Source organism: Hymenobacter psychrophilus, from assembly GCF_900107135.1.
GTDB lineage: Bacteria > Bacteroidota > Bacteroidia > Cytophagales > Hymenobacteraceae > Hymenobacter > Hymenobacter psychrophilus.
This window is the reverse complement of record NZ_FNOV01000001.1, coordinates 336,400-362,437: the sequence shown is the minus strand read 5'-3', so window position 1 is coordinate 362,437 and position 26,038 is coordinate 336,400. Positions and strand designations below refer to the sequence as shown.

The 26,038-nt window shown below is 59.8% G+C and carries 18 protein-coding genes and 1 other RNA gene; 15 read left to right on the top strand and 4 right to left on the bottom strand.

Annotation, left to right across the window (positions count from 1 at the left end; all coding sequences use genetic code 11):
• Window positions 1-6 precede the first annotated feature (6 nt).
• Window positions 7-1,239, bottom strand: coding sequence for a T9SS type A sorting domain-containing protein (locus BLW21_RS01475; RefSeq protein ID WP_092737137.1), 1,233 nt, complete (start codon window positions 1,237-1,239; stop codon window positions 7-9).
• Between the two features lie 346 nt (window positions 1,240-1,585).
• Between BLW21_RS01475 and BLW21_RS01470 the strand changes: the two genes are divergently transcribed.
• Window positions 1,586-2,437: an N-acetylglucosamine kinase gene (locus BLW21_RS01470; protein WP_092737135.1), complete on the top strand. Its 852-nt coding sequence runs from the start codon at window positions 1,586-1,588 to the stop codon at window positions 2,435-2,437.
• Window positions 2,438-2,747: 310 nt separating this feature from the next.
• On the opposite strand, the gene BLW21_RS01465 is transcribed toward BLW21_RS01470, so the two are convergent.
• On the bottom strand, window positions 2,748-5,639 hold the full coding sequence (locus tag BLW21_RS01465) for a DUF4961 domain-containing protein (protein ID WP_245711776.1): 2,892 nt from the start codon (window positions 5,637-5,639) through the stop codon (window positions 2,748-2,750).
• A 181-nt stretch (window positions 5,640-5,820) separates the two neighbouring features.
• Between BLW21_RS01465 and BLW21_RS01460 the strand changes: the two genes are divergently transcribed.
• The 6 genes from BLW21_RS01460 to BLW21_RS01440 all read left to right on the top strand — a co-directional run bounded on the left by BLW21_RS01460 (window position 5,821) and on the right by BLW21_RS01440 (window position 13,042).
• Window positions 5,821-6,807 carry a YfiM family protein gene (locus BLW21_RS01460; protein WP_245711775.1) on the top strand — a complete coding sequence of 329 codons (987 nt, stop codon included), beginning with the start codon at window positions 5,821-5,823 and terminating at the stop codon, window positions 6,805-6,807.
• Window positions 6,808-7,000: 193 nt separating this feature from the next.
• Window positions 7,001-8,191 carry a Smr/MutS family protein gene (locus tag BLW21_RS01455; protein WP_092737133.1) on the top strand — a complete coding sequence of 397 codons (1,191 nt, stop codon included), beginning with the start codon at window positions 7,001-7,003 and terminating at the stop codon, window positions 8,189-8,191.
• 181 nt (window positions 8,192-8,372) lie between these two features.
• Window positions 8,373-10,247: a M1 family metallopeptidase gene (locus BLW21_RS01450; protein WP_092737131.1), complete on the top strand. Its 1,875-nt coding sequence runs from the start codon at window positions 8,373-8,375 to the stop codon at window positions 10,245-10,247.
• Window positions 10,248-10,268: 21 nt separating this feature from the next.
• Window positions 10,269-11,267 carry a hypothetical protein gene (locus BLW21_RS21010; RefSeq protein ID WP_139255045.1) on the top strand — a complete coding sequence of 333 codons (999 nt, stop codon included), beginning with the start codon at window positions 10,269-10,271 and terminating at the stop codon, window positions 11,265-11,267.
• A gap of 17 nt (window positions 11,268-11,284) precedes the next feature.
• An RNA gene (gene rnpB / locus BLW21_RS01445) (RNase P RNA component class A) lies at window positions 11,285-11,699 on the top strand.
• A gap of 164 nt (window positions 11,700-11,863) precedes the next feature.
• Window positions 11,864-13,042, top strand: coding sequence for a sigma-54-dependent transcriptional regulator (locus BLW21_RS01440; RefSeq protein WP_092737129.1), 1,179 nt, complete (start codon window positions 11,864-11,866; stop codon window positions 13,040-13,042).
• A 107-nt stretch (window positions 13,043-13,149) separates the two neighbouring features.
• Here the strand turns inward: BLW21_RS01440 and BLW21_RS01435 are convergent, their stop codons facing one another.
• A complete protein-coding gene (locus tag BLW21_RS01435; RefSeq protein WP_092737127.1) occupies window positions 13,150-14,151 on the bottom strand; it encodes an acyl-CoA synthetase family protein in 1,002 nt (333 codons plus the stop codon).
• A 134-nt stretch (window positions 14,152-14,285) separates the two neighbouring features.
• Here BLW21_RS01435 and BLW21_RS01430 point away from each other — a divergent pair, with 134 nt between their 5' ends.
• Window positions 14,286-14,867: a hypothetical protein gene (locus tag BLW21_RS01430; protein WP_139255044.1), complete on the top strand. Its 582-nt coding sequence runs from the start codon at window positions 14,286-14,288 to the stop codon at window positions 14,865-14,867.
• An 83-nt stretch (window positions 14,868-14,950) separates the two neighbouring features.
• Here the strand turns inward: BLW21_RS01430 and BLW21_RS01425 are convergent, their stop codons facing one another.
• Window positions 14,951-17,374 (bottom strand): alpha-ketoacid dehydrogenase subunit alpha/beta, encoded by a 2,424-nt coding sequence (locus tag BLW21_RS01425; RefSeq protein WP_092737123.1) that lies wholly within the window; start codon window positions 17,372-17,374, stop codon window positions 14,951-14,953.
• Window positions 17,375-17,588: 214 nt separating this feature from the next.
• On the opposite strand from BLW21_RS01425, the gene BLW21_RS01420 reads away from it, so the two are divergent.
• From BLW21_RS01420 to BLW21_RS01390, 7 genes are all read left to right on the top strand, one after another.
• Entirely contained in the window at window positions 17,589-18,365 is a 777-nt protein-coding gene (locus tag BLW21_RS01420) for a DUF1573 domain-containing protein (RefSeq protein ID WP_092737121.1), read from the top strand.
• 263 nt (window positions 18,366-18,628) lie between these two features.
• A complete protein-coding gene (ald, locus tag BLW21_RS01415) occupies window positions 18,629-19,783 on the top strand; it encodes an alanine dehydrogenase (RefSeq protein ID WP_092737565.1) in 1,155 nt (384 codons plus the stop codon).
• 173 nt (window positions 19,784-19,956) lie between these two features.
• Window positions 19,957-20,556 (top strand): SMI1/KNR4 family protein, encoded by a 600-nt coding sequence (locus BLW21_RS01410; protein ID WP_092737119.1) that lies wholly within the window; start codon window positions 19,957-19,959, stop codon window positions 20,554-20,556.
• A 103-nt stretch (window positions 20,557-20,659) separates the two neighbouring features.
• Complete coding sequence (locus BLW21_RS01405) at window positions 20,660-22,609, top strand: LTA synthase family protein (protein WP_092737117.1); 1,950 nt, start codon at window positions 20,660-20,662, stop codon at window positions 22,607-22,609.
• A 96-nt stretch (window positions 22,610-22,705) separates the two neighbouring features.
• Complete coding sequence (gene bioD, locus BLW21_RS01400) at window positions 22,706-23,329, top strand: dethiobiotin synthase (RefSeq protein WP_092737115.1); 624 nt, start codon at window positions 22,706-22,708, stop codon at window positions 23,327-23,329.
• Window positions 23,330-23,431: 102 nt separating this feature from the next.
• Window positions 23,432-24,754: an adenosylmethionine--8-amino-7-oxononanoate transaminase gene (gene bioA / locus BLW21_RS01395; RefSeq protein ID WP_092737113.1), complete on the top strand. Its 1,323-nt coding sequence runs from the start codon at window positions 23,432-23,434 to the stop codon at window positions 24,752-24,754.
• A complete protein-coding gene (locus tag BLW21_RS01390) occupies window positions 24,747-25,955 on the top strand; it encodes a beta-ketoacyl synthase N-terminal-like domain-containing protein (protein WP_092737111.1) in 1,209 nt (402 codons plus the stop codon). Before bioA ends, BLW21_RS01390 begins: the two co-directional genes overlap by 8 nt.
• Window positions 25,956-26,038 lie beyond the last annotated feature (83 nt).

Sequence of the window (26,038 nt, the reverse complement as noted above, 5' to 3'; positions counted from 1 at the left end):
ACCTGCTTACTGCACGATGAGCTTCTGGCTGGTGCTCTGCCCGCCTACCTGCAACTTCACGAAGTAAGCGCCGGAAGCGAGGTCGCTGAGCGGAAATTCCTGGGAGCCAGTCTGACGGCCAGAGGCCACCGAGCGGACCCGCTGGCCCAAGGAATTGAATACATCGACGCTTACTTCCTGCTGGCCGGGCACCACGTACGAAATCTTGGCCGCGCCCGGAGCGGGGTTAGGATACACGCCGAACTTAAGGGCGCTGGCAATGGCCGAACGGTTACCGAGAACAGTACCACTTGTTCCTAAGATGAAACCGGCACTTTGAGTACCGGGGATGGCAGCAAAATCTACGTCATTGCCTGCACCGCTATTGGCGTCTGCTCCTCCCAGATTCGGATTTTGCAGTCCAGTGGGTAATGCCCCCGTTGCCTGAGGAATGAATTCGCCGGAAGCAAATCCGCCGCTACCATTGTTTTGGATGGCGAAAATCCGGAACGTCGGGGTGCCGGTAGTAGCCCCTAAGGCAGCCCGGTCTATTTCAATTTCCCAACCAAAAGAGCCTGCTGCACCATAGGTAGCACCGGTAATAGGATTCGTATTGCCGGGGTTAGTTCCGATTTCGCCATTCGAGGTATTCCGGTAGGCCATACGCGAACCTGCCAGACCAGCGTATGGGGCCGCAGCGAGAGTGGCCGGAATAGTTAGCGCGGTGCCATCTCCCTTAATGAGTGTGGTTGCGTCCGTAAGCTGCTTGCTCTGCACGGCCGTAGCAGAAGAATATACGGCCGCCTCAACTTTGTAATTCTGCACCCCACCAACTGCGGCTCCGTCGCTTCGCAGCGCCAGCGCTAAATCAGCCGCCTGGTCCAGCTTGATGCGCGTTACTTTTTCGAACGAGGTTCCGGCAGCGCCAGCAGGCAAAAACGTGGCGGCAGGCACTCCCGTTGCTCCAGGCAGGTCAAGATAAATCTGAAACGAGTTGCCACCGGCCTCGACAGTACCACCCAGAAACATGTACACTTTCGTGGGCGTGTTGGCCACGTACAGGCTTAACAGCCCGGCCTTACCAAATGGCCGACCGTCGTTCTGGTTGCCAGTGAAAGAATTGCTTTTTCCCAGTAAGATATAATTACCGGCTGTAAGCTCAGCGGCGGTCAACTGTCCATCAACTGTAACCTGAGCCTGGGCCGAAAAAGCGCCGGCCGTGAGCAACCCGAGGGCGGCGAGAGTAAATTGTTTTTTCATAAGAAAGAGAGAAAAGTGGAATGAAATGGAACATACAAGAAGGAGGCGAGTAAGTGGTTGCTTACCAATCTTCTTGTCATGAATTTACCATTTTATATTATATTATAGCATTATACTGGTGTAAATATTTTAAACTTTTACCCCTTGACAATCAAACATATAACCACTTATTTGCCCATCATTCGTCTTATGTTATCAGCCAGCTCCCGGAAAGCCCGGCAGAATTGAGTTTATCAGCGCTATTTGCGTTTTTTTCTCCCGGAAAGTTTTCCGTGCTTCGCCTTTAAGCAGTGGGGCCGATAACCTGCCAATTGCCGCATTCTTTCACATTTTTTCAGTCTCCTACATGATTCTAATTGCCGATGGCGGCTCGACCAAAAGCAGCTGGTGCCAGCTCGACGAGGCCGGTAACCGCGTGTACTTTAATACCGAGGGCTACAACCCCGATTTTATGAAAACGGCCGCCGTGGCCGACTCGCTCGATCATAACCTGCCCGACAACCTACCCCGCGCCGAAGTAACCGAGGTGCACTATTACGGAGCCGGCGTATCGTCGGGCGCCAAGGCCGAGGTGCTGGCCGCCGCCATGCGCCAGACGTTTCCGAACGCCACCGTTACCGTCGACCACGATTTACTGGCCGCCGCCCGCGCCCTGCTGGGCCGCAAGCCGGGTTTCGGCGCCATTTTAGGCACCGGTACCAACTCCTGCCTCTATGACGGACAGAAGATTATTCACAACGTCGATTCGCTGGGCTACTTTTTGGGCGATGAGGGCTCAGGCTCGTTCATTGGCAAGCGTCTGCTGCGCGACTATCTGCGCGGGCTGCTGCCCGAGGGGCTGCAGGAAATTTTCCAGGACGAGTTTAACCTCACCCGCGACGATATTCTGGACCGGCTCTATAACCAGCCACTGCCCAACCGCTTCCTAGCCAGCTTCGCCAAGTTCACCTACGACCACAACAACATCAGCTACTGCCGCGAAATCGTGGTGCAGGGTTTTGAAACGTTCTTCGAGAATATCGTCCGGCACTACCCCAACTTTCAGGACTACACCTTCAACTGCATTGGTTCGGTGGGCTACAACTTCCGCGATGCCCTGACGCAGGTAGCTAAGCAGTACGACATGGAAGTCGGCAAAATCATCCGCTCCCCCATCGACGATTTGGTGGCTTTCCACGAAGCAGAGCTTGGTGCCTAAGCTGTTAGCTGTTAGCTGTTAGCTGTTAGCTGTTAGCTGTTAGCTGAATAAACGCAGGCCCCGCACTCTATTGAGTGCGGGGCCTGCGTTTGTGTAATAAAACGGACTCTTCTGAACGAAAGCTAATAGCTAAAGGCTCTCAGCTAGCAAAGCTGTTTGCAAGGTCAAAAGGCGGTCATGCTGAGCTTGTCGAAGCATCTCTACCACTTCGTCGCAGTCATCCAACGAAGCGGTAGAGATGCTTCGACAAGCTCAGCATGACCGTTTCGTAACCATTGCCGACTTTGCAAACAGCTTCAGCAATTCAAAATCAATGATTTACCACCAGCCGGATGGACTGCTGCTGGGTGCCGGCTTGCAGGCGAACCAGATACACACCGTTGGCTAGGTTCTGCAGGGGCAGCTCCAAGCTCCGCGAGCCGGCTGGTTGGCGGGTAGCGGGCAGGGTTTGTACCGTAGCCCCGAGCAGGTTGGTCACCGTAACCTGCACTGTGGCGGCTTGGGGCAGTTCGTAGCGAAGCTGGGCCGCAACGCCGGCCGGGTTGGGCTGGGCCATGAGCTGGAATGCGGCCGTGCTAGCGCGGCGGGTGCTGAGCACCGTGCCGGTGGGCACCGCAATCTTGCGCGAGGTGTACACTGCAAACTGGCCGGGTGCCAGCGGAATTGAAGCCGAAGGATCGGTTACGACCAGGGTTTCGCCCGTCAGGTAGTTGTACCAGGTGCCGGCGCTCTGAAAGTTGGGCATCACGGTGGCCGTCGTCACATCGAAGTTGCCCACGATAGTCACGTTGAGGCGCGGGTCGGTGAGCTGCAGGGTCTTCACCGCGCCGTTCAGGTTCTGGGTGAAGCTGGCGGGGTTCTTGAAGGCGGGCTCCTGCACTTTCAAGGCAATCAGGCTGCGGTACACGTCGTAGAGGTGGCGACGGTCGGCCTCTTGGTAGTAGGTCCAGAGGGCGGGCTTGTTGCCCAGCTTGCATTGGTCATTTTCGGCGTAGGGGATGGGCACGGTACCATCGGGGCAGCTGAAGATGGACTTGTCGTAGCCGAGTTCACCAAACTGCCAGATCATTTTCGGGCCGGGCACCGTGAAGAAGAACGCGGCGGCCATTTCCTGGCGCTTGAGGGCGGTGGGCAGGTTCTTCACCGAGTACGAACCCGAAGCATTGCCAAAGGTCAGGTTCTTGTACATCAGCCGCTCCTCATCGTGGCTTTCCATATAGGTTACCAGGTTGGGCTGGTTCCAGCCACGCTGCTTGTAATAGCCGCCGCTGAAGTTGGACTTGCCACCCTCGTGGTACCCCATCGTGGCCTCGTTGTAGGCATCGGTCATTTTGCCCCACAGCAGCAGGCCCATATCCGACAGTACTTTCTCCTCTTCATTACTGCCCAAATGCTCCAGAATAGCATACGAAGCCGGCGCTACGCTCACCTGGAAATTGTGGTAGTCCTTCCAGATGTCCACCCGCGACTGGTCGTACTGGTTCCAGCCGTTCACATCGGTGCTTACTTTTTGGGTGAAGCCCTTGCTGAGGTCGAAGCGGTAGCCATCGATGTTGTAGTTTTTCAGCCAGAACTCGATAACCTGCTTGCTGAAGTAGCGGGTGAAAGCGCTTTCGTGGTTGAAATCGTAGCCCACATTGAAGGGGTGGGTGGCGGTGCGGTTGAACCAAGGGTTATCGGGGGCCGGGTTGCCGTCCTGGAAATACAGCTGCACCATCGGGCTCTGGCCAAACGACTGGTTGAGCACCATATCGAACACCACGGCAATACCACGCTTGTGGCACTCGTCGATAAAGCGTTTCAGGTCGTTTTTGGGGCCGTAGTACTTGTCGGGCGCGAAGTAGAAGGACGAGTTGTAACCCCAGCTTTCGTTGCCCTCGAACTCGTTGGCGGGCATCAGCTCAATCACGTTCACGCCCAGGCGCTGCAAATAAGCCAGCGTGTCGGTGAGGGTTTTGTAGTCGTGGCTGGCCAGAAAGTCGCGCACCAGCAACTCGTACACCACCATGTCTTCTTTCTTAGGACCCTGGAAGTTGGTACTCTGGAAAGCGTAGGCTGGCATGTTGCTTTGCAGCACCGACACAATGCCGCTCTGGCCGGCTGGGTAGGCCTTCAGGCCAGGGTACGTAGCGGCCGAAATAAACCGGTCATTCTGGGGGTCGAGCACCTTTTCGGTGTAGGGGTCGGCTACTTTCAACTGGCCATCTACGAGGTACTGGTAGGCATACTCCTGGCCGGCAGTCAGGCCATCTACCTGCACCCACCAGCGGCCGTTCACCGAGTTGTCGGGCTGGCCGGTAGCATCGGGGGTGCGTTTCATATAGCCGGCGGCGTTGGCCGTCCAGTTGTTGAACTCACCGATGGCGTGCACAAAATTCTTGTTGGGCGCCGTCAGGCTGAAGATGGCCGAAGTACCACCGTTGATATACGTAACGCCATTGCGGTTGGCGCCGGCGGGCAGCGGGGCTATTACTACGGCCTCGCGGGTTTGGAGTGTCAGCTCGGCCGCCGCCGAGGCGTTGCCCAGGGTAGCGGTTAGGCGCAGCGTGTTGGCACCGGCCTGCGTGAGCGTTATGTTGGCTTCGATGGCGGTGGCATTGGCGGCAGTGGCTATCTGGGTGCCGTTGAGCAGCAGGGCCAGGTTGGCGGGTACGGCCGAGGTGCCTTTCACAAGCGTGGGCGAATTCAGCGGGAACACGAACGGCCCGGGGCCGCTGGGCTGGGTGAAACGCAGGTCGAACCCGTTCTGGGCCACATCCACGAAAATGTCGCCCCCACCAGTAGCACGGCCCACAATGGAGCCGTTGGCGTTGCGGAACACCATGGCCAGGCGCTGAACCTGCTCGGAGGCCGGCACGTTGTACCAGGCCCGCACGCTGGGCGTGATGGCAATAGTGTAGATGTTGGGGTTAGTGGCACTACGCGTGAGCTTTACCGACGGATCGGGGGCGTTGAAGTTGGTAAACTTCACGTACTTCCAATCGGAGGGGCTGCTACTTAAGTTGGTGATAACGCCGGTATGCACATATACGTCGCCGCTTAAATTGGCTAGTGCTCCATTGCCTTTTGTGGCATCAAAGGTGAGCGTAACGGCTTGCTCGGCCGTGAATGAGGTGGGCTGCGCAGTAACTACCTGAGCCCAGCAATCTGGCCCGGTAGCTCCGAAAGCCAGAAAAAACAGAAAGAGTTGAAGTATTCGCATAAGTAAACGGGGTGGGAATTTTTGAAAATCGGTTGCGATCCCCGGTGCCACATTAACCTTAATAGGTAATACACAGTCACTGTCTGCTGCAAAGGGGCATTAAATATACATCCGCCTAAGGGTGTTCACCAAGTCAATAGCCGCATTTAGCGTAGATTTAACCAGATTTTTTTTACTGCACTTGCCCTCTCCCTCCTTCACTCGTCGCGCCTCTTTGTTCGTGGGCCTGCTGGGTGCGCTACTCGCCGGGCCGGTACGCGCCCAGGTGCCGCGGGCCCCTTCCGAAGCAGCCGTGCCGGAGCCAGTGGTTGCCGCTGGCTTCCCGGCTCCCACCGACAGCCTACCGCCGACCGCACCGTCGCGGCTCAACCAGCGGCTGCCACTACTGGCCGGCGGGCTGGTGGTGTCGTACTCGTCGTTGATGTATTTGCTGAGTGAGGGTTGGTATACGGGCGAGAAAAGCCGCTTTCACTGGTTCAACGACCTGCCCGAGTGGCAGCAGCTCGACAAGGCCGGGCACTTCTGGGGGGCCTTCCACGAGAGCCGGGGCGCGGTGGATATGCTGCGCTGGGCCGGCGTACCCGACCGCCGGTCCATCTGGTACGGCGGCTTCGTGGGCTTTTTGCTGCAAAGCCCCATCGAGTTGTTCGATGGCCGCGACCCGGCCTACGGCGCTTCAGCCACCGACTTGGCGGCCAACTTCCTTGGCTCGGCCGGCCTGATTGGCCAGCAGCTGGTCTGGAACGAGGTGCGCATCATGCCCAAGCTCTCGTTCCGGACTACCCGCTACGCCGACCTGCGCCCTAACGTGCTGGGCCGCGGTCTGGGCGAGCAGTTTCTCAAAGACTACAACGGCCAGACCTACTGGCTGGCTGCCGACGTGGGCGCGTTTATGCCCGCCAGCAGCCGCTGGCCGCGCTGGCTGCAGCCAGCCCTGGGCTACGGCGCCCAGCAAATGGTGTTCAACGACCCGGAAGCCAATGCCGCGCTGGGCCTGCGCTCCTACCGCCAGTTCTACTTCAGCCTCGACGTAGACCTGCGCCGCATCCCAACCCGCAGCAAGGTGCTCAAAAAGGTATTCTACGCCCTCAGCATCTTCCACCTGCCTGCCCCCGCCCTGGAGTGGAACCCGCGCCACGGCTTTCGAGCGCACGGGCTGTACTGGTAAAGAACCTGGCTAACTTCCACCTGTCATCCGGTGCGTGTCGTGCTTAACGCAACATGCGCCGGATGACAGGCGTTTTCGTTCATCCATCGTTTCAGCGCAATTTGCGTAAGCAAATGGCGACCTTTACGCCTCCCCCGGGAGAGATGCCAGAACGAATCTGCGCCATCTGCACCATCTGCAACAGCTGTGATTTATGAATATTGGAGACCGAGTACGCCTGCTGACCGGGCGTGAAGAAGGCATCATTACCCGCGTGCTCAGCGACGAGCTGGTGGAAGTAGCCATCGATAACGATTTCACCATTCCGGTGCTGCGCCGCGAGATTGTGGTAGTAGCGGCCGAGGAAACCAAGGCCTTCGGCAAGAGCGCTGCCGCCGTAGAATCGGAGAAGAAAGCCGCCAGCAGCGGTGCTGCTATGGCCGCCCAGGCCGCCAAGAAGGCCGGCGTAGCCACGGAAGCGCCAGCCACCAAGCCAGCTACTACAGGCGAAAGCCCGACCCCCATCAAAGCCGACAAAAACCAGGCACCGGTGGTTAAGAAGGGCATCTACCTGGCCCTCACCCACCAGTCGCCCGAGTTGCTGGCCCTGCACCTGGTCAACCACACCGACCGCACCGTGCTCTTTACGCTGGGCGAGGAGAAGGCCAGCGGGCAGTACCGGGCCCTGAAGGCCGAGAAGCTGGAGGCCAAGTCGGCCAGCGAGGCGCTGGGCCACTGGCACCTCAAGGATTTCGACCAATGGCCGGCGCTGCTGGTGCAGCTGCTGCCGTTCCAGTTCAACAGCCCCGATGCGTTTGAGCTGCTGAACAAGCGCCTGCAGTTCCGGGCGGCCAGCTTTTATACCAGCCGCCAGCCCAACGTGCCGGTGCTCCAGCGCGAGGCCTACCTGTTCCAGCTCGACGAGAAGTCCGCCGCCCCGGTAGCCCTGCCCGCCGCCGAAACCGAGCAACCAGCCAACGCGCCGGCCGCCAAGCCCCAACCCGCCACCGACAAGCAGCAGCTGGCCGACAAGCTAAAGGCCCAGCTGACCGGCAACGCGCCCGCCAAGCCCGCCGCCGTGGCCCCCGCACCTGAGCCCGCCAAAGCCCTGGTAGCGCCGTCGCACGAGGTAGACCTGCACTTGGAGGCCCTGCAGCCTGAGGGCGGCACCGAGGGCTTGAGCAACTCGGCTATCCTCAAGCTTCAGCTCGAAGCTTTTGAGGACACGCTGAGCCGGGCGCTGGCCACCAACATGCACGAAATCATCTACATCCACGGCTCGGGCAACGGCACGCTGCGCAAGGAGCTGCACAAGCTGCTGAGCCGCAACCGCGACATTAAGTTTTTCGAGGATTCGATGAAGGAGAAGTTTGGCTACGGCGCCACGCTGGTGCGGTTGAAGTAAGCGTAAAGGGAAACCTGCCTGTCATGCTGAGCGCAGCGAAGGACCTTATCACGCCAAAGCAACTGCAACAGCGGTTCGTTTTAACGTGATAAGGTCCTTCGCTGTGCTCAGGATGACAGGTTTTTTTGTTCCCTGCTCTCCCGGCAACTCTCTACCTTGCGGCCACAACTTACTTCCCCGCATGAAATTCCCCGCGCTCCTCGCCGCTTCCCTCCTACTACTACCCCTCACGCTGCCGGCCCAGCAGCTGCCAGTGTCGCGTACCATTCGGGCTACCTACGACAAGGGTACCCGGGCCGAAAACGGGCTGCCGGGACCCAAGTACTGGCAGAACTCGGCCGACTACAAAATCAAGGTTCGTTTTGATCCGGCCACGCGGCGGGTGAGCGGCACGGCCGCTATTGCCTACCGCAATGCTAGCCCCGATTCGCTGCGGCAGGTGTGGTTCAAGCTCTACCCCAATCTGTACCAGAAGGGCGCGCCCCGGGCCAGCGGCATGAGCCCCGAGGACGTGGGCGAAGGCATGCAACTCACCAACTTCACGCTCAACGGCCAGGCCGTGCCGGCCGCCGACCTGCGGCCCAGCTTCACTAACTTGGTAGTGCCGGCCCGCAAGGCCATTGCCCCCGGCCATACGGCCCAAATGACGGTGGACTTTGCCTACACGCTGAATGCCGGCTCGCACATGCGCACCGGCCAGGTCGAGCCCAACGCCGATTTCGTGGCTTACTTCTTCCCCCGCGTGGCTGTCTACGACGACATCGACGGCTGGAACCGCAACCCCTACCTCGGCTCCCAGGAGTTCTACAACGACTTCGCCAATTTCTCGGTAGACATTACTGTGCCCAAGAATTTCGTAGTGTGGGCCACCGGCGACCTGACCAACGCCGACCAGGTGCTCACCAAAAAGTACGCCCAGCGTCTGCGCCAGGCCGAAACCCAGGACCGCATCACGAGCATCATCACCGAGGCCGATCTGAAAGCCGGCAACATCACGGCCACTCAAAAGCCCGAAAACACCTGGCACTTCGAGGCTAAAAACGTAACGGATTTCGTGTTTGCCACTACCGACCATTACGTGTGGCAGAGTAGCAGCCTGGTAGTGGACCCGGCCACTAAGCGCCGCACGCGGGTGGATGCCGTGTACAACCCCCAGCACAAGGACTACGCCGAGGTAATCGACTTCGCCCGCAAAACGGTGGAGGCCATGAGCTACACCTTCCCGAAGTGGCCCTACCCCTACTCCCACGAAACCATTTTCGACGGCCTCGACCAGATGGAGTACCCGATGATGGTGAACGACAACCCCACCGAAACCCGCGAGGACGGCATCACGCTCACAGTCCACGAAATCTTCCACACGATGTTCCCCTTCTATCTGGGAACCAACGAAACCAAATACGGCTGGATGGATGAGGGCTGGGCCACCATGGGCGAGTGGATTATCTCGGGCATGATTGACCCCAAACTCGACGATAACTACGGCATTGCCCCCTATGCCGCCGGCGCCGACACCGAGGCCGACCTACCCATCATGACGCTCAGCACCCAGCAGACGGGCACGGCGTTCTACCTCAACTCCTACCCCAAACCCGGCCTGGGCTACCTCTATGTGCAGGATTTGCTCGGCGACGAGTTGTTCACGAAGGCCCTGCATACTTACATCCGCAACTGGCAGGGTAAGCACCCCATGCCCCACGACTTCTTCAACGCTATGAACGCCGGAGCGGGCCGCAACCTCGACTGGTTCTGGCAGCGCTGGTTTTTCGACGGCGGCTACCCCGACCTAGCCATCCAGCAGGTCACCAAAACGGCCACCGGCTACGATGTAGTGGTGGAATCCAAAGGCACCAAGCCCGTCCCCGTCGACCTCACCATTACCTTCGCCGACAACTCCACCGCCAAAGTCCACCGCACCATAGCCGTCTGGGAATCGGGCGCCAAAACCGTTACCGTACCCGTGCCCACCACCAAAGCCGCGCAGCAGATGAAGCTCGGCGCCACGCTCGTGCCGGATAGTTTTCCGAAGGACAACGTGTGGGTGGCGGTGAAGTAAACTCTTTATATATATGAAATCATGAAAATAACAGATCTAAAGAATTCAGAATCTGAACCCAATTTCGAAAGAAGACTTGATAAAGATGGTAACTTAGAGGGAGACTTTTTTATTGCCATCGAAGAAACAAGTAGCTATATTGTATTTTGTTTGCTATATGATCTTTTTGGATCACCCAAATACAAGCCATTAGATGCCGAGAGAATCCAGTGGACATTTGAGATAATATTTGATAATTTCATATTTCTAATATCTGACTGGGAATCTTCTACTTGGATGGCAAATTGCTCTACAAGACAAGGTGCAGATGTATCAAACGCCAAAAAGGCCACCAATGACCTAATCAATCTCATAAACAAGCAAGTTGTTAAGTACAAGAAAGATGAGGAAGAAAATTTAAAATTAAAAAAAGAGAGATTTATAGAGAACCCGTTCAAACTATACGCAGAAATAGATAATATACAAGAGAAAAATGATACATTAAGCCTAATCTCTACTTTATGCAAAGCTAGTTTTAGCTCCTTCATGTCATCTTTTGAGGGGCTCTTAAACTTATTGTATGAAATTTATTTAAACAAAGCGTTAAGAGAGTCAAGAATAAACGACAGACTGAGTAGAGAACAAATAGATATAAAATTTAGATTAGCTCCTTTTTATTGTGACGGTTTTAAAGTAAAAACTTTAGACTCTTCAAATGAAAGCTTTAAAAATCTTCTCAAATTAGTAAATCTCAGAAACGATTTCATACATGCAAATATTACAGAATCCATGCAGCATGCGATTGTGAGAAAAAACGAATTTTCTTTTATTCTCAATAAAAAATACAATGGTGATCTACCTAAGAATATCAGTCAATTAACAATTCAGAATATTGAATTAGTAAATAAATATATTGATTCATCTATTTCTTTTTTAATTGAGAATATGGAGACAAGAACTGCTAGAGAGTTTAATATCATAATAAGACAACAACATATACAAGTAGAAGAAGTAGATGGCGTTATTATACCAATAGTTTAATTCCTACCTTTGCTCCCGTGATGGGTCGCCCCACCGCGGCGCGGAACGCAAGAACCGCGACGAGGAAAGTCCGGGCAACGCAGAGCACCCTGCTTCCTAACGGGAAGGACGGCGTAGCGTAAAGCCGCGTCGGACAGCCAGTGCCACAGAAAATACCGCCTACGTTGCCTTCGGGCAGCCGGTAAGGGTGAAAAGGTGCGGTAAGAGCGCACCAGCGGCTGGGTGACCAAGTCGGCTGGGTAAACCTCAGGGGTTGAAAGACCAAATAAGCCAGCACGTCGGCCCCGCTTCCAGGGGCTGGCACCGGGCGGCTCGTCCGGCGCTGGCGGGTAGGTTGATGGAGCCTTTCGGCAACGACTGGCCTAGATAAATGGTGGGGCCGCTTGCCCTCGGGTAGGCGGACAAAACCCGGCTTACAGACTCATCACGCCACCTCGAAGGGCCGCCGCAACTGTTGTTGCGGCGGCCTCTTTGTTTTTCGATTTGGCTGCTAGCTTTTAGCTGTTAGCTGACAGCTTCCGTTCAAAGACCCTATCTTTCCTACTCCACCCAACGAAAGCTAACAGCTAACAGCTGTCAGCTAAAAGCTACGCAATATGCCCCGCCTGCTGATAATCGACGACGAAAAAGCCATCCGGCACACGCTCAAGGAAATCCTCGAATACGAAAGCTACAAGGTGGATGAAGCCGCCGACGGCCCCACGGGCCTCGACATGCTCATTCAGGAGAAGTACGATGTAGTGCTCTGCGACGTGAAAATGCCCAAGATGGACGGCCTCGAAGTGCTGGAGCGCGCCCGGGTGCTGGCGCCGCATTCCACCTTCATCATGGTATCGGCCCACGGCAACGTCGAAATGGCCGTGGAGGCCACGAAAAAGGGCGCCTATGACTTCATTCAGAAGCCACCAGACCTCAACCGCCTGCTCGTAACGGTGCGCAACGCCCTCGACCACGTGCAGCTGGCCACCGAAACCACCAAGCTATCCTCCGAGAACAAAACGCTCAAGAAGAAGCTGGCCAAAAGCTCGGAAATGATTGGCGAATCGGCCGGGTTGCAGGCCGTGCGCAAGGCCATCGAGAAGGTGGCCCCCACCGATGCGCGGGTGCTGATAACCGGCCCCAATGGTGCGGGCAAGGAGATGGTGGCCCGACAGCTACACGAGCTGAGCCAGCGCAGCGGCGGCCCCATGGTAGAGGTAAACTGCGCCGCCATTCCATCGGAGCTAATTGAGTCGGAGCTATTCGGCCACGAGAAGGGCTCGTTCACGTCGGCCATCAAGCAGCGCATCGGCAAGTTCGAGCAGGCCGACGGCGGCACCCTCTTTCTGGACGAAATCGGCGACATGAGCCTCTCGGCCCAGGCCAAAGTGTTGCGGGCGCTGCAGGAGAACAAAATTACCCGCGTGGGCGGCGAGAAGGAAATTTCGGTGAATGTGCGCGTGCTGGCGGCTACCAACAAAGATTTACTGCAGGAAATTGCCGAGCGCAGTTTCCGCGAAGACCTCTACCACCGCCTCTCGGTTATCCTCATCCCGGTGCCCTCGCTCAACGAACGCCGCGACGATGTACCCCTGCTCATCGATAAGTTTCTCAAAGACATTGCCCAGGACTACGGCAACAAGCCCAAGAAAATCGACGACGCGGCCCTCACCTACCTGCAAGGCCTCGACTGGCGCGGCAATATCCGTGAGCTGCGCAACGTGGTCGAGCGCCTCGTGATTATGAGCGACGCCACGATTACGGAGGCCGACGCTAAAGCGTTTGCAGGGAAGTAGGTGATGAGATGATGGGGTAAAAAAGGCGGTCATTCTTCGACTACGGCTGCGCCTTCGCTCAGAATGACCGCCTTTTTTTTACTATGCCTCTCTCCTAACCCCTCAGACTACACCAGTTGATTGCAGCCCCGGATATCGGAATTATCCAGCCGGCCGAGGACTTCGAACGAGCCGTCGGGGTGGCGGCGGGCCAGGTCTTTGGTTTCGATGAAAGCGCAGCTGTCGATGTTGGCCAGGTCGATGACGTTGAGCGCGCCGCTGGCCCGGGTGGCCGACACGGAAAACGGGTCGGAGGGGTCGCGGAGCAGGATTTGCAGCTGCGGCGGGGCCCAGAACCGGCCGTCGCCGAAGCTGTAGGCCTGGCCCAGCATTTCGGTCATACCGTATTCGGAGTGGATACCGGCCGAGCCAAAACCGCGCTGTAACTCGGCGTGCAGCTCCTCCCGAATCATCTCGCGGCGGCGGCCCTTCATGCCCCCGGTTTCCAGCACCGTCAGGTTTAGCAGTTCGGGACGACCGGCGTGTGCCTCCACGAAATCGAGCAGCGCGTAACTGACGCCGATTAAGAGCACTTTGCGGTTTGGCTGCTCTTTGGCTTCAGCCAGTGCAGCCAATAGCGCGGCGTGGTTGTGCAGGAAGAAGGCGGGCTGTGGCTGCCCCGACGCCTGCGCGAAATGCTCGACCATAGCCACCAGCGACGAGCCGCCCTGCTCTAGGTACGAGGGCAACAGCGCCAGTATTGTCCAGCCCGTCAGCGGGCCATAATAGTGCTCAAAAATACGCTGGGCATGCTGGCGGTACAGTTCGGGCTCGCGCACGTGGTGCTGGCTGCGCTGTTGCAGCGTAGTGCCGCTGCTCAAAAAAGTTTCGGCTGGCTGCCAGTTGGCAGTGTCCGTGCGCACCTCGTGGGTTTTGAAGAATTCGATGGGCAGAAACGGAATCTGCTCCAGACTTTCCACAGTGGCTGGGTTGCGGCCCAGGGCCGCCAGATAGGCGGCGTAAGGGGGGCAATGGGTGGCCTGGTAGCGAAAAAGGGTCAGGGCAGCAGCCGGAACAGTGGCGGCCGTCAGGCTGGGCAGGGCATGCAGGTACTGGGTGCGGAAACTCATTTTTATAGCCAGCGGTTAGCCAGATGTTGAACAATGCAGGCAACTGCTCATTCGTTCAGATACGGTATCTTTAAGCTACCTTTCCATTGTCGGCGGCCGGCAGTTTCGGCCCTTCTCTTTAAGCTCGTTTTCCTATGCTCTCATCTCGTACGCCACTTTTCCAGACGCTGGGATTTATAGTGCTGCTGGGCCTGCTGGGCCTGTCGGTGCCGGGCTGCATCACCCCCCCCAACTATTCCGACACGCCGGAAATTGAGTTTGAGCGCATCAGCATACAATCAATCATTCAGAAAGGCAGTCCCATCGACAGCATCAATATAACGATTAGCTACCGTGATGGGGATGGGGATTTGGGCCTGGGACTGAACGATACGCTCCCCCCCTACAACCCGCGCCTGCCCGATAAAACGCCTAATCCCAATACCCTGAACTACTTCTGCCAGGCCCAGATCCGCCAGACCGATGGCACCTATTTGGACTACACCCCACCGGGCGACGTGGTAAACGGCTTTAATGGCCGTTATCCGATCCTAACGCCTGCCACCCAAGGCGACCGGGCGGCTCCGTTGCGGGGCGAAATATATTACTTCATCCCTTTTTCCCCGATTGGTTCGCCGCCTCCCGGAACAGTCCTCCGCTTTAAAATCAGCATTCAGGACCGGGCTCTGCACCGCAGCAACGAAGTGCTTACTACCCCCATAACCATTCCACGATAACCAGCTTCGTTGCTCTACTGGCTGTTCGCAGAGCGCCCGCACCAGCTGTTGCATGGGGCGGGCGCTTTTTTGCGAGTTGCCGCTTAGTAGATGGCCGGGAATCGCTTGGGGTCGGCCTCCTGCATGATCTCGTACACGGTGTCGAACACGTCTTCGGCGTTGGGCTTGCTGAAGTAGTCGCCATCGGAGCCGTAGGGTGGGCGGTGGGCCTGGGCAGCGAGGCAGCGGGGCTGCGAGTCGAGGAAGCGGTAGGCCTGCTGGTCGTCGAGTACCTGCTGCAGCATGTAGGCGGTGCCGCCACCGGGCACGTCTTCGTCGGCAAACAGCACGCGGTTGGTGCGCTGGATGCTGTCCACAATCAGGTGGTCGGTGTCGAAGGGCAGCAGCGTCTGCACGTCGATTACTTCCACCGCAATGCCCACTTCGGCCAGCTGCTGGGCGGCGTCGAGCACGATGCGGCACATCGAGCCGTAGGTGACGATGGTGAGGTCGGCGCCGCGCAGCAGGGTTTCGGGGCGGCCCAGCGGCAGGGTGAAGTCGCCGGGGTTCTGGGGCATTTTCTCCTTGAGACGGTAACCGTTGAGGCACTCAATCACGATGGCCGGCTCATCGCTCCGCAGCAATGTGTTGTAGAAGCCAGCAGCCTGGGTCATGTCGCGGGGCACGCAGAGGTGGATGCCGCGGATGGCGCCCAGAATCATCTGGATGGGCGAGCCCGAGTGCCAGATGCCTTCGAGGCGGTGGCCGCGGGTGCGCACAATCAGCGGGGCCTTCTGGCCGCCTTTGGTGCGGTACTGCAGGCAGGCCACGTCATCAGAGAGCGGCTGAATACCATAAAGCAGGTAGTCGAGGTACTGAATTTCGGTGATGGGCTTGAGCCCGCGCATGGCCGCCCCCACGCCCTGCCCGATAATGGTACACTCGCGGATACCGGTGTCGGTCACGCGCAGCTCGCCAAACTTGTCCTGCAAACCCGCAAACGCCTGGTTCACGTCGCCGATGCGGCCTACATCCTCGCCGATGGCGAAAATGCGCGCATCGCGCTCGAAGTTGGCCGTGAAGCAGGCCTGCAGCACCTCGCGGCCGTCCACCGAGGCAGCGTCGGCGGCGTACTCCACGGCTACCTCCGTAATGTTGCCCACGGCTTCCTCACTCTGGCTGAACAGGTAGGAGTTGTAGCGGTCGGCATTTTCGGCCAGCGCCTGCTCCAGCCAGTTCTGCAGCTCGCGGCGGCCGGCGCTACGCTGGCCGCGCACTTGGCGCAAAGCCCGGCGCACCGTGCGCACCAAATCGGCGCGGATGGGCGTGGTGTTGTGCTGCAGGGTTTCCACCAGTTCGTGGAGTTGGTTTTCGGTGCCGGTTTCGGCCACCAGCTTGTTCAGAAGCTCCACCACCTCGTCGCGCTCCTGCTTGATGGGGTTGAAAAATTCCTGCCAGGCAGCGGTGCGGGCCTCCTTCACAAGCTGCTGAGCCGCTTTTTCGATGGCGTCCAGTTCCTCGGCCGAAGCGTGGCCGTCGGCCAGCAGCCACTCGCGCATTTTGCGCAGGCAGTCGTGCTCCTGCTCCCAGCTCAGGCGCTCGGCATTCTTGTAGCGCTCGTGCGAGCCGGAGGTGCTGTGGCCCTGGGGCTGCGTGACTTCCTGCACGTGTACCAGGGTGGGCACGTGCTGCTCGCGGCAGACTTCGGCGGCCTGCTCGTAGGTTTTCAGCAGGGCCAGGTAGTCCCAGCCGTTTACGCGGTAAATCTCGAAGCCTTCCTGGCCCTCGCCTTCGCGCTGGAAACCTTTCAGGATTTCCGAAATATTCTGCTTGGTCGTCTGGTACTCGGCGGGCACCGAAATGCCGTAGTGGTCGTCCCAGACGCTGATGAGCATCGGAATTTGGAGTACGCCCGCCGCGTTGATGGCCTCGAAGAACATGCCCTCCGAGGTGCTGGCGTTGCCGATGGTGCCGAACGCCACCTCGTCGCCATTCACTGAGAAGTCTGAAAACTGGTGCAGCTCGGGGTTCTGGCGGTAGAGCTTGGAGGCGTAGGCCAGGCCCACCAGGCGCGGCATCTGGCCGCCGGTGGGCGAGATGTCGGCCGAGGAGTTTTTCATTTCGGCCGAGGGACGGAAGTTGCCGTCCTCATCCAGAAAGCGGGTGCCGAAGTGGCCGTTCATGGCGCGGCCGGCGGTGGCGGGCTCGGCCTCCACATCGGGGTGGGCGTACAGCTGGGCGAAATACTGCTGCAGCGTCAGCTCGCCAATGGCCAGCATAAAGGTCTGGTCGCGGTAGTAGCCGGCGCGCCAGTCGCCGGCCCGGAAGGCGCGGGCCATGGCCAGCTGGGGCAATTCCTTGCCGTCGCCGAAGATGCCGAATTTGGCCTTGCCCATGAACACCTCCTTGCGGCCGGCCAGCGAGGCGTGGCGGCTTTCCCAGCCCAGGCGGTAATCGTGCAGAAAATCTTCCTTGGTAAGCGAATCAACGCGGGCGGGCATAGCGGGGGCGGTGTCGGTAGTAGGCATAGACGGGTGGCGAGTGGGATGAAAACCGGTAGTGGCGAACGGGGTGGGGACCTGCTTACCGGAAAACAGGCCTACAAAAGTACGGATTTGCTGCCGATGCGCCGGCGGCCGGGTTTCGTTGAGTATCTTTGGGATAAGCTGCAAGCAGGGCATTTTGTCTTCACCGAGAATACTAACTAGCCCTGTTACTGCCGGCTTCTAACGCTTCTCCGCCATGAAACAGCTCGTTTTCCTGCTCCTTGCGCTTTTCACTACCGTTGCGGCCGTTCGCGCCCAGGGCGTGCTCACCTTCGAGGGGGAGCAGCACGATTTTGGCTCCATTCCGGAGGGCGTAATGGCCGCCCACGAGTTCCGGTTTAAGAACACGGGCAACCAGCCCATCGTTATTGCCAACGTGCAGGCCAGCTGCGGCTGCACCACGCCCGACTGGACCAAAACGCCCATCATGCCCGGCAAAAGCGGCATGGTGAAGGCCGTGTACAGCAGCGCCGGCCGACCCGGCGTGTTCAACAAAACCGTTACGGTGGTCAGCAATGCCAGCACGCCCAGCGAGGTGCTCACCATTAAAGGCAACGTACTGAACAAGGAGCAGATGCGCTCGAAACTAACGCCGGCCCAACTGGCCCAGTCGCCGCGCCTGAAGCTGGACCGCACCCGCCACGATTTCGGCAAAATGGAGGCCGGCCAGACGCTCACGGCCCGCTTTCAGGTCACCAATACCGGCAAGCAGGATCTGGTGCTGAGCGCCATTACGTCGCAGTGCTACTGCGTGGGCTACAAGAACGTGCCCTCGCCCATTAAGCCCGGCGAGACGGCCGTGGTGGAGCTGGTGTACAACCAGCGCCGCCTGGGCCAGCAGCAGGAGTCCGTCGTCATCACCAGCAACGACCTGAACGGCGACGCCAAGCTTACGCTCACGGCCGACATCGTGAAGGACCTCAACGTCGGCAGCATGCTGAAGGAAAGCGGTACGTCGGTACCGTTTAAGTGAATAGTGAATGAACGTCATTCTGAGCGAAGCCGGAGGCGAAGTCGAAGAATCTCGCGTGCAGTACTAACTCCTGATAGTAGGATTACTGTGACACGCGAGATTCTTTGGCTTCGCCGCCGGCTTCGCTCAGAATGACGTTCTTTTTCTTATCTCTCATTTCTCACCTCTCACTTCTAACTTCTAGCTTCTAACTCCTTCCTTGTCTATCTTTGCCCCCCGTTAACCCACCCATTTTACCCACCCGCTTTTTCCTGCTGCAAGCCATGCTGATTGGTGTTCCAAAAGAAATCAAAAACAACGAAAACCGGGTGGGCCTGACGCCCGCCGGTGCGACCGAATTTGTGAAGTACGGCCACGAGGTGTACGTGCAGGCTACGGCCGGCGAAGGCAGCGGCTTCTCGGATGAGGAGTATGAGCAGGCCGGCGCCAACATGCTGCCCACCATTGAGGATGTGTACGCGAAGGCCGAGATGATTATCAAGGTGAAGGAGCCGATTGCCTCGGAGTACCCCCTCATCAAGGAGAACCAGCTGCTGTTCACCTACTTCCACTTCGCCTCGGGCGAGGCCCTGACCCACGCCATGATTGAGCGCAAGGCGGTGTGCCTGGCTTACGAAACCGTGGAATCGTCGAACCGCGCGCTGCCCCTGCTCATTCCGATGAGCGAGGTGGCCGGCCGCATGGCCCCGCAGGAAGGCGCCAAGTACCTGGAGAAACCCCTGAAAGGCCGTGGCATTCTGCTCGGCGGCGTACCCGGCGTGAAGCCGGCCGAAGTGCTGGTGCTCGGCGCTGGTATCGTGGGCACCCAGGCGGCCAAAATTGCGGCCGGCCTCGGCGCCCAAGTAACCATCATGGATATCAACCTCAACCGCCTGCGGGAGCTGGATGATTTCATGCCCAAGAACGTGACGACGCAGTACTCCAACGAGTACAACATCCGCGCCGCCGTGAAAACGGCCGACCTCATCATCGGGGCCGTGCTGATTCCGGGTGCTAAGGCCCCGCACCTCATCACGCGCGACATGCTGAAGACCATGAAGCCGGGCACTGTGCTCGTGGACGTGGCCGTGGACCAGGGTGGCTGCATCGAAACCTGCAAGCCCACCACCCACGAAGACCCGACCTTCATCATCGACGACATCGTGCACTACTGCGTGGCCAACATGCCGGGTGCCGTGCCTTACACGTCTACGCTGGCCCTCACCAATGCCACGCTGCCCTACGCCCTCAAGCTGGCCAGCCAGGGCTGGCGTATGGCCTGCCTGCTCAACGAAGACCTGCGTATGGGTCTGAACGTGGTGAATGGCAAGGTGGTGTACAAGGGCGTAGCCGACGCCTGGGGCCTGGAACTGACCGACGTCAACCAGGTACTCAACGAGAATGTACTGTTCGAGGAAAGCACGTTCCTGTCGGTATAATTTCACTGCCTGTTGCCTTGAAAAGCCTTTCCCGCCCCGCGCGGGAAAGGCTTTTCTGTAGGCCCGGTTTCCCAAGGCTGAAGCCTTGGGCTAGTTAGCGCGGCCGCTGAACAAAAACGCTGCGTAGCCCAGGGCTTTAGCCTTGGGAAATAAGAACAGCATCTGCAATCAACATGAAAGGAATTATTTATACCGGTAGCGAGCTGACGGACTTGGTGACACTGGCGCGGCTGCCAACGTATTTGCAGGCGTTTCTAAGGGCCCAGAATGGCGTGGTGGCCTACTTCGGCGGGCTGCACATCCGGGGCTGCGTGGCGGCTCCCAGCTGGCACGCGCTAGCCCAGGTTTGGCAGGGCGAGCGGGCGCTGTGGCGCACGTATGGCGAGCTGCGCAAGTCCGACATCCCGTTCGGGCAGGACTGCGTGGGCAACCAGTTTCTGCTGCGCGGTGATGCCGTGTTGCTGCTCGACACGGAAACCGGCGAGCTGGCTGACCTCGATGTAGATTTCAAGCACTTCCTGTTCGGAGCCGAGAAGTTCCCGATGGATGCGCTGGGCCTGGAGCCACTGCGCACTTTTCAGCAGGCCGGCGGCGTGCTGCAGCCGGGGCAACTGCTGAATTTGTACCCGCCGCTGTGCTTGGCCACCAACGGCCGCACGGCCCCGGCCTCCAAGGCCGTGCCAGTGGCTAAGCGCCTCGACTGGCTGGCGGGCTTCTACGAGCAAATCAAGAATTTGCCCGACGGCCAAGCCGTGACGCTGGCGCCGCTGTAGGGTCGGAGCGCGAAGTTTCTGTTACTATAAAAAGCCGTTATCTAAAACGAAAGCTAACAGCCAATAGCTAATAGCCAATAGCTAACAGCTCCCTAACCTGCCCATGCCCACCGAGTTTCTTCGTCTGCTGATTCGTCGTTTTGCGCTGCTGCTGGGGGCCTATGTGCTGCTGCGGCTGGGCTTTTTCGGGCTGAACTACGCCGTGTTCCGGGAGGCTTCGGCGGGACAGGTGGCGCTGGCCTTCTGGCACGGCTTCCGGTTCGATTTGTCGGCCCTGCTGCTGCTCAATATTCCATGGCTGCTGCTGGGCCTGGTACCCAGCCGGGGCCGGGGCTGGCAGCGGCTGGTATGGGCGGTGTACCTGCTGCTTAACAGCTTCGGGCTGGTGCTGAACCTGGTGGACTGGGAATATTTCCGCTTCATCGGCCGGCGCACGAGCAACGAGCTGAGTACCATCGGGGCCGATGTGCAGCGGCAGGCGGGCCAGCTGCTGCTCAGTTACTGGTGGCTGCTGCTGCCCCTCGGCGTGCTGCTGGCCGCGCTCTGGTACTTCTACCCGATGCCTGACGGGAAGCGACAAGCTACCAGCCACAAGCTGCAAACGAACGATGGGCAATCCAATTTCCAGCAGCCAACCGCTAACCGCTATAAGCTAGCAGCTACCATTGCCGTGCAGCTGGTCGCTATTGCGGGCCTGGCGGTACTCGGCATCCGGGGCGGATTGCAGCTGAAGCCCTTGCGCACCGGGGCCGCTTTCGTGCAGCAACCGGCGGTATTGGGCCATCTGGCACTCAACACCACCTTCACCTTCCTCAAAAGCCTGGGTTACGCCGCGCCCGAGCGCAAGGAGTACTTCGGCACGCAGCAGCTGCTACGGGCGGCTCTGGCGGCCCGGCCGCTACCGCAGCGGGCCACGGTGCCGCTGCCGGGCCGCAACGTGGTAATTCTGATTCTCGAAAGCTTCGGCTCGGAGTACAACGGCGTTGAGAACCCCGGCCGGCGCAGTTACACGCCCTTTTTCGACTCGCTGGCCACCCGCGGCGGCCTGCTGCTGCCCGACCACTACGCCAATGGTCGCCGCTCCATCGAGGCCCTGCCGGCCGTGCTGGCCGGCCTGCCGAGCCTGATGGAAGGCTCCTTTATCACCTCCGATTTCCAGACCGACGAGATGCACGGGCTGGGCAGCCTGCTGGCCCGCCACGGTTACCAGACCAGCCTGTTCCATGGGGCCCAGAACGGCACCATGGGCTTCAACACCTTCAGCGGCATGACCGGCATGCAGCAGTATTTCGGCCTCGATGAATACCCCGGCGCCGCCAACAGCCCCGATTTCGACGGGCACTGGGGCATTTTTGATGAGCCCTATTTACAGTATTTCAGCCGGCAGCTGAGCCGGCAGAAGCAGCCGTTCTTCAGCACGCTTTTTACCCTGAGTGCCCACGAGCCGTTCGGGCTGCCGGCCAAGTATGAGGGCCAGCTGCCCACCGGCCCGCTGGCCATTCAGCCCACCATTGCCTACACTGATTTAGCGCTGCGCCGGTTCTTCGCCACGGCCCGGCAGCAGCCTTGGTACGATAATACGCTGTTTATCCTGCTGGCCGACCACACCTCCCAATCCGACGCGCCCGATTACCAGAACCTGCTGGGCGAGTACAAAACGCCGCTGCTGCTCTTCGCCCCCGGCCAGCCGCTGCCGGCCCTGCCCCAGCCCCGCATCAGCCAGCAGGCCGATGTGCCGGCCACCGTGCTCGACCTGCTGGGCCTGCCCGCCGACGGCCAGCTGCTGCCCTTCGGCTCCTCGGTGTTCGATACCGGCACCAGCGGCCGGGCCCTGTTTCTGAGCGGCGGCAGCTACTGGCTAATCCACGCCGACTACGTAACCGAGCTGACCGCCAACGACCAGGTGCGCCTCTACCCCTACCAACGCCACCAGTTGCCCGCTACCCCCCTCGCCACCCCCGACCCTGCCAAGCTGCGCCAGTACGGCGACGAACTGAAGGCCTGTGTGCAGTTTTACCTGAACGGGCTGGCAGATAACACGCTGTATAAGTAAGCGTTTGTTACGCTCCATTTAGCTTACGTTGATTGTAGCATCATTGAAAAAGGAGTCTGATCTTTAGAAGCATATGTTTCGTTAACTCACTTTCTTTTGGAAAACCTTTTTATCACTGGCATAGGCACCGACGTGGGCAAAACGCTCGTCGCGGCCATACTTACCGAGGCCCTGCAGGCCGATTACTGGAAGCCCGTGCAGGCGGGCCTCACGCCCACGACCGATGCGGGTACCGTGCGCGGGCTTGTCACGAACCCCATCAGCCGCTTCTGGCCCGAGCGGTACCGGCTGGCGCTGCCGGCCTCGCCTCACGCCGCCGCTGCTGCCGAGGGCCTGATATTGCGGCCCGACGATTTCGAGTTACCCACAACCAGCAACCACCTCGTGGTAGAGGGCGCAGGCGGGCTGCTGGTGCCGCTGGCGCCCGGCTTTTCGGTAGCCGACTTGGTGCAGCGGCTGGGGCTGGCCGTGGTGGTAGTGTCGCGGCACTATTTGGGCAGCATCAACCACACGCTGCTCACGCTGGAGGCGCTGCGGCAGCGACAGATTCCGGTGCGCGGCCTCGTGTTCAACGGCGCGCCCAACCCGGCCACCGAGGAGGCTATTCTGAGCTACTACAACGGGCCGGTAATGCCCCGGATACTGGAGGAGCCGGCGGTGTCGGCCGCCGTGGTGGCGCGGTACGCGGCGGAGTATCGGGAGTGGTTTATGAGCGCATAAGAGGGCCTGGCTTAGCGCCACGGGCCTCGCACGGCAATGCGGGGCCGGCCACGAAAACGCGGATTACTCCGCGGCAACCGGCATTGGGCCTACCTTTGCCGCATGCCTACCCTTTCTGAACGCGACCACGCCGTACTGTGGCACCCCTACACCCAGATGCAGACCGCCCCGCTGCCCATTGCCATTACCCGGGGCGAGGGCAGCTGGCTGGTAGCCGAGGACGGCACCCGCTACCTCGACGCCATTTCGTCGTGGTGGGTGAATTTGCACGGCCACGCCCACCCACACATTGCGGCCCGCGTGAGTGAGCAGCTGCGCACGTTGGAGCACGTGCTGTTTGCCGGCTTCACCCACCCGACCGCCGTCGAGCTGGCCGAGCAGCTGCTGGAAATTCTGCCCGAAAACCAGGCTCGCGCCTTCTACTCCGATAACGGCTCGACGGCCGTGGAAGTGGCCCTGAAAATGGTGCTCCAGTACTTCCACAACCTGGGGCAGCCCACGCGGCGCACGTTTATCTGCTTCAAGAATTCTTACCACGGCGACACGTTCGGGGCCATGGCCGTGAGCAGCCGCGGCGCCTTCACCGAGCCTTTCTGGCCGCTGCTGTTTGACGTGAAGTTTATCGATGTGCCGGTGCCGGGCCGCGAGGCCGAAGTGCTGGCCCAGCTCGATGCGCTGCTACAAAACCCCGAAGTCGCCGGCTTCATATTTGAGCCCCTGGTGCTGGGCACGGCGGGCATGGTCATGTATGAGCCCGTCATTCTGAGCGAAATGCTGCACCGTTGCCAGGCAGCCGGCGTGCTTTGCATTGCCGATGAGGTGATGACCGGCTTCGGCCGCACCGGGCCGCTGTTTGCCAGCAGCCTGCTGACTGCGCAGCCCGACCTGATGTGCTTTTCGAAGGGCCTCACCGGCGGCACCCTGGCAATGGGCCTAACTACCTGCGCTGCTCCGGTGTACGAGGCCTTTTTGAGCGACGACAAGATGCGGGCGCTTTTCCACGGCCACTCCTACACGGCCAACCCCGTAGCCTGCGCCGCCGCCCTGGCCAGCCTGGAGCTCACCCGCGCCGAGGAATGCACCGAGCAGCGCCGTCGCATAGCTGCTGCCCACGCTGCTTTCCGGGCCGAAATCGAAGGGCAGCCGGGCATTCGGGCAGTGCGCCATCGGGGCACCATTCTGGCCGTAGAGTACGACCCAGGTGAGGGCACCAGCTACTTCAGCCGCCTGCGCGACGCCTTCTACCAGCTTGCCCTCGACCACCACGTGGTGCTGCGCCCCCTAGGCAACGTGGTGTACCTGCTGCCGCCCTACTGCACCACCGATGCCGAGATGGCGCTGCTTTACACGGTGCTGCGCCAGATGCGCGAGGTGGTCCTCGACTTCGTGCCCGCCCCCAACCTGCCCCACATTCTGCATGATTAACCCCTCTTCAGATGCCGTAGTCGTCATCCGGGGCCGGGGCCGAGTATCGGCGCTGGGGCTGGAGTCGGATTGGAACGCGGCCGCTTCGCCCTTCAGCGCGCACCCGGCGGGCCTGCCCGTAGCGGCCCTGCCGGCCGAGGCCGAAGCCGCAGTAGCCACGTTGCGCCAGGCCCACCCCGCCTACCGCCAGCTCGACCGCACCGTACTGCTGGCTATACTGGCCGCGAGGTTATCGGTTGCCAGCATAGCCAATGAAAACAACCGGGCAACTGACAACTGGCAACTGGCAACGGGTAATCTCGCCGTCAGCATCGGGAGTAGCCGGGGGGCTACGGGGCGGCTGGAGGAGTTTCATGCGGAGTTTCTGGCCGACGGGCGGGTGCCAGCCGCAGCTTCGCCGCTGACAACGCTGGGCAACGTGGCCAGCTGGGTGGCCTTTGATGCGGGCCAAACGGGTGCGGCAGCTTTGAGCCACTCCAGCACCTGCAGCAGCGCGTTCCAGGCATTAGGCAACGCCGTGGCCTGGCTGCGCGCTGGCATGGCCGACCGGTTTCTGGCCGGTGGCGCTGAGGCCCCACTCACGGCCTTTACGCTGGCCCAGATGCGGGCCATCGGCATTTACTCTCCTTTCGAGGCCACCAACTGGCCCTGCCGGCCGGGCGCGGGCCGCCCCTCCACGTTTGTGCTGGGCGAGGGCGCGGCCGTTTTTGTGCTGGAACGCGGCAGCCGGGCGGCATTGCAGGCAACCGGCGCAACGGCGCTACTGCTCAGCGGCGTGGGCTTCGGCTTCGAGGCGCTGGGCAGCAAAACGGGCCTTTCGCCCGACGGCCAGCATTTCCAGCAGGCCATGCGGGCGGCGTTGCAGCAGGCCAACGCCGCCCCAACCGAAATAGACGCGGTAGTGCTGCACTCGCCCGGTACCCCGGCCGGCGACGCGGCCGAGCGGGCGGCATTGCGGGCCGTATTCGGCGAGCATCTACCGCTGCTACTATCCAATAAATGGCTGCTGGGCCATACACTGGGCGCCTCGGCTGCCCTAAGTCTGGATTTCGCTCTGTATGTGCTCGAAACCCAAACCTGGCCTACGCCCCCTTTCGAAACCGACGTAAATGGCCCGGCTTTGCGGCCGGTGCGGCGGGTGCTGGTAAACGCCGCCGGGTTCGGCGGCAACGCGGCCAGCGTGGTCGTGGCACGGCTGTAGCGCGAACTTTGTAGTTCGCGGCTTCGCGCCTTTCAAACGATTCTATCGGCGCGCAGCCACGAACTACAAAGTTCGCGTTACTT